The sequence below is a fragment of the Cupriavidus phytohabitans genome (assembly GCF_000426345.1).
Classification (GTDB): domain Bacteria; phylum Pseudomonadota; class Gammaproteobacteria; order Burkholderiales; family Burkholderiaceae; genus Cupriavidus.
Map to the genome: position 1 here is coordinate 1 of NZ_AUFE01000167.1, position 4,559 is coordinate 4,559.

The following is a 4,559-nucleotide window of genomic DNA, read 5'->3' on the forward strand; positions in this document are numbered from 1 at the left end:
AACCGTGTTCTACCGCCTTCGATTCGCGATCCAGCCGAATCCATTTGCGCAGTTGATTGGCATTGACTTGAGCCTTGAGCGCCATGCCTGCCACTGATGCGCCAGGCCGAACACACAGCTCAATCAAACGCCGCTTGGCAACCGGATCGTAATCGCGTTTCCCATTGCGCCGGACACGCACTACTCGCAGTGGAAAGCAGTCAACATCAACATCGTCAGTGATCATGGTTTGCGTCCGCAAAGTGTTTGCGGACGCAAGCCTGCCAAGACTCACCCTATAAAACTAGGACGCTGTTTCTCGGTCGCTTACCAAGTGATCACCGCTTCGGACTGTCTTAGTCACAGCGAGGCCGCTCCAATCAGGCGGCGGCCCTGTCTACATAATCGTGTATCCGTGGGTATCGACCGCGAGTCGAAGCAACCCGCCGTCGCTGCTGGTCTCATTGTGGCGCATGGCCCCTTCAATGGCCACGCCGGCCTGGCGTTCGTTGAGCACCATAGGCTGCTTATAGACGATTCCGTGCTGATCCAGCACGTGTGTATAGATCCCGACGGCATGGGTGCGGCGTCGAGGATCGGCACGGGCATGGAACAAATGTGGGATGTGTCCAAGCTCATCGAATCGCTGGACGCCCGTTGACCGGTTCCCCATAACTCGGTGATCGGGTGCGTGCGCTGGAATTCCACTACCCGTTCGTTCGCGCGGCGCAGCCGCCCGGGCATCTCAAGCGCGCGCATCGCGGTGGAGATGTGCGTCGGATCGAGCTGCGGAATCATGGCGGCGACGCCCTTGGCGTCGAGCTCGGTGCCATGTGCGAGCAGCGCGGCGTAGAGCGCGATCAGCTCATGCGCGTCTCCGGTCTTGCGCGCCAGCAGCACTTCGCTGAAATTGGTACGGGCATCCATCTCGAGGATGATGTTGGCAAACTGCGCGTTGCCGATGTCCTTGAAGAGCAGATCACGGGTGCGCGTGGGTATGCCGTCGGTTTCCGCCGCTTCGAGTGGTGATAGATGCAGCACGCCGTTTGCGATCGTGACGTGGCCTGCCGCACGGGCCTCGTCCAGTGCCGCGAGGCCTGCCTTCAGAGGATCCATGAGGGGATTGAGGTAGCTGTCCGCCTGGTTCGGCAAGCCAAGTGTGGACAGATACCGGTCCCGCTCAGAATCCCACTGAGCCGGCGGGATCAGCAGTTGATCGCGTGCCCGAAACGACAGGCTATGGCTGATCCACACGGTACCGCCGCGCAGCCCCTTACGCAGCCCCGTGACGTTCTTCGGCCGAGCGGCGGGTATCGTCAACCAGGACCTTGATCTCGACCATTTGCTGCCGGTATTCGATCGCCGAGCGCGCTTGCTTAGTCGTGATCCTGTTGTAGGCCTGCCGAACTAGGTCCGAGACGCGCCGCCCGGTTTGGTAGAGCATCGCGTCCGTCAGCTCGAGCAAGGTCACACGCAGGAAGAACACCAGCTCAATCGTACGCGTGGAGGTCTTCAGTTCACGGACTTTGGCAGGACGGCGAGCCTGGATACGCTGGCCATAGGCGCGCTGCTTCTCGATCGGAATGGCATCAAACGCCCAAGTATGCGCGCCGAGGCCCTTCAGGAAGCGGATCTTGGCCAGCGTCTCGTTTATGGTTGAGGGGCTGTGCCGTCCTCGCGGGCTCTTGAGCCATTCCAGCACGGTCGTTCCCGATGTCGCATGTTGGGCGAACACTGCAGCTTCGGCCTCTGCTCTCTGCGACAGGGGGACGACCGCCTCAATCGTCACCGGCAAATCTCGTTCGATGCCCGCCCAAATTGAACGAGCAAGGCTCAAGCAGCGCTCGTGTGGAAGGAATCAGAATCCGTCGCTCATACAGTCAGTAGTGGGCGTGCTGAATCAACTCCTCAAGGGACAGCGATTCGGCAGCATCTTGCCGCATCCAAGCTCCGAGGCCTCTCCAGTGATCGTCATCGATTCGTGTCAAGCCAAGGTATTGGCAGGCCCAGACCTGGTGTTCATACAGCGTCGGATATCGCTGATAGATGGTGCGCAGCGAGGCGATCGTCGAAGTTGGTAACCCCAGCTTTTCGCCCACGTATCGCAAGAGCTGACGGGGGAGTGTGTTCAGTTGGTCAAGAGTACGTCCACTTGCCCGCAGAAATGCCAGCTGGACGGCGGCTCCGGCCCGGCCAGCACGCCGAAATTTCTGGTTAATTGCGGCAATGTCGCTGCCGGTCAGCGCGAAATAGTACTCGACATCAAATTCCGACAATCGAGAAGGCAAGCTGTCTTTTCCCACAGCGAAATCCCAAGCCCGGCATCGTCCGCTCCCATCCAGGTGATACGATCCAAAATCGCGGGCGGACATGGTACTCCCGAAGTCACTCAAGGCCAGCAGGCGGTTGTCTGCTTTGCTCGGAGCGCCTTGTAAAGAAAGGCTTTGCGGGGAAACCGTAAGATTCTGCACAAAAAGGACGACTACCCCAAGTAGCGAGATAGGGCGAGCATGCGCTCGCCAAGAAGGCTCCGCAGGGGGCTGCCTGCTGTTACCCAGCAGCGGGATGCGGAGCGGCTTCAGACTGTTGAGTCAGGTGCTCAACCAAAAGCGCTGCTGAACCGGAAAGCGCTCGCGCAGCGCTTGTCGCGATAAGCAGTCTCCGCTCAGCCCAGTCGTCGATGAGCCTGACGGCCTTAAGGCCCATCGGTTCAAGCTTGCGGAAGCAGGCGCCAAGTGGCAGAACGCCAATACCCAGATTCGACGCAATCATTTCCGACATAGCGTCGAAGCTTCTCACCTGCACCCGGAGTCGCAGAGGAAATCCGATGTCGTGAGCGGCCACAGAAATGGTGTTCAGCAGCGAGCTCCCCCGGTTCAGGCCGACGAAGTCGTAGGAGAGACAGCTTCGGAAGTCAATTTCGTCCACGCCGCTCAAAGGGTGGGTCTTGGAGCAAAGCACCACCAGCCGGTCGGTCCGATAAGGCAGTACGTTTAGCCCATGGGTTGGCGCGCCTTCCACAAATATCCCAACATCCGCCAGTCCTTCGACGAGAGCACGGACGATGTCACCACTCAGTTGCTCTTCGACCTCAACGCGCGTGTCGGGATAACGGTGCAGGAAACTTTCCAGTGCCGACGGCAGGAACTCCACTAGAGCCGACATGTTGGCCCAGAGTCGGACGTGCCCCCGTGAACCGCTGGAATACTCACTCAACTCATTGCTGAATAGCTCGAATCCCTGGAAGAGCCGCATAGCGTGCTGCAAGGCTACGTGGCCCGCCGGTGTCAGCCGTACGCCATGCACCGTCCGCTCCATCAGCACTGCTTTCGACGCCGCTTCGAAGTCCGAGATACGTCGGCTTGCTGCCGAAAGCGCAAGGTTACATCGCTCTGCGCCTTTGGTAATGCTACCGGTCTGGGCCACAGCACAGAACAGCCGTAGTGTGACGAAATCGATGCGTGCGGGGTTGATGAAGTCTTGGGACATGGATTGCATATTAGCAGTTTCCCTGCCCCATCCCTTCGCGAAACGCGAAGGCCGCATGCGAAATTAGGGATTCCTCCAAGCGTTCGTGGGCGAATACATTCAGGTCATTCGCGAAACTGCAAGAAGGAGACAGCAGTGATTCATCATCTCGACCATCTCGTCTTGACCACCGCCAATGAAGAAGCCTGCGTCGACTTCTACGTTGGGTTGCTGGGAATGAGCCTTGAGACGTTCGGCGAAGGTCGGAAGGCGTTCAAGTTCGGCGAGCAGAAAATCAATCTACACGTAAAGGGCAAAGAGTTCGAGCCGAAGGCTCACCTTCCCGTTCCTGGAGCACTGGACCTGTGCTTCATCGCATCGATTCCGCTCGACGACGTCATCAAGCAACTTAATGCGCGCGGCGCGTCCATCATCGAAGGCCCGGTGGCCCGTACCGGCGCCAATTTCCGCATTCGGTCTATTTACCTGCGAGACCCGGACCTGAACCTGATTGAAATCTCCGAGAGGGCTGACGCATGACCGCCGTGACCACCGACAAGACGATTGTCGGCTTCGTTGGCCTCGGCCAAATGGGTAAGCCGATGGCTCTCAATCTCGTTCATTCCGACACAGAACTACGTGTCACCTCCAAAGTCCAGGATGCCTATCCCGAACTGGCGGCCGCCGGCGCTACGACTGCAGACGACCTGACCGGCTTAGCGGATGCTCAAATTGTGTTTCTGAGCCTACCGGGCACAGTTGCCGTGCTGGACGTGCTGTTCGGCGAGGGCGAGCTAAAGTCGAAACTGGTGTACAGGCGGGGAATTTGAGGCGCGGAGTAGAGGGCGGTGGAGCTTTCCGCTGAGAATCTGATTGTCGAGATCGGAAACCAGCACAAGAAAGGTCCACCATGAGCAAGGATAAAGGGAAAGAAGCAGTCGGTCTATCGGAAATCGGGCTTGGGCTCGAGGAGCTGATCAGGCGCGGGGCCCGACGGGTCATCCAGGAGGCGATTGAAGTGGAGCTGGCAGAGCTGCTTGAGCAGTTCAGTAACGTCAAGACGTTGAGCGGGCAGCGTGCCGTGGTTCGCAATGGCTACCTCCCGGAGCGCG

4 protein-coding genes and 2 pseudogenes are annotated in these 4,559 nt (G+C 58.9%); 3 read left to right on the forward strand and 3 right to left on the reverse strand.

Translation table 11 applies throughout. The features are described 5' to 3' along the window. The 3 genes and pseudogenes from K309_RS41265 to K309_RS0134085 all read right to left on the reverse strand — a co-directional run. On the reverse strand, positions 1-226 hold a 226-nt coding region (locus K309_RS41265; protein WP_156914545.1), incomplete at its 3' end, for a transposase. Positions 227-385: 159 nt separating this feature from the next. Continuing rightward, positions 386-2,304: pseudogene (locus K309_RS44405) on the reverse strand (Tn3 family transposase); the annotation flags it as partial. Positions 2,305-2,529: 225 nt separating this feature from the next. After that, positions 2,530-3,468 (reverse strand): LysR family transcriptional regulator, encoded by a 939-nt coding sequence (locus K309_RS0134085; protein WP_029050374.1) that lies wholly within the window; start codon positions 3,466-3,468, stop codon positions 2,530-2,532. A gap of 135 nt (positions 3,469-3,603) precedes the next feature. Here K309_RS0134085 and K309_RS0134090 point away from each other — a divergent pair, with 135 nt between their 5' ends. From K309_RS0134090 to K309_RS0134100, 3 genes and pseudogenes are all read left to right on the forward strand, one after another. Next, the gene (locus K309_RS0134090; protein ID WP_029050375.1) at positions 3,604-3,987 is read left to right on the forward strand and encodes a VOC family protein; all 384 of its coding nucleotides are present in this window, start codon (positions 3,604-3,606) and stop codon (positions 3,985-3,987) included. Further along, entirely contained in the window at positions 3,984-4,277 is a 294-nt protein-coding gene (locus tag K309_RS0134095) for an NAD(P)-binding domain-containing protein (protein ID WP_029050376.1), read from the forward strand. The genes K309_RS0134090 and K309_RS0134095 overlap by 4 nt, the downstream gene beginning before the upstream one ends. Positions 4,278-4,357: 80 nt before the next feature. Next, positions 4,358-4,559, forward strand: a pseudogene (locus K309_RS0134100) (IS256 family transposase); the annotation flags it as partial.

Bases quoted from the DNA above. Each gene is read 5' to 3' on its own strand.
- K309_RS0134085 (WP_029050374.1), bottom strand. From the start codon at position 3,468: ATGTCCCAAGACTTCATCAACCCCGCACGCATCGATTTCGTCACACTA.
- K309_RS0134095 (WP_029050376.1), top strand. From the start codon at position 3,984: ATGACCGCCGTGACCACCGACAAGACGATTGTCGGCTTCGTTGGCCTC.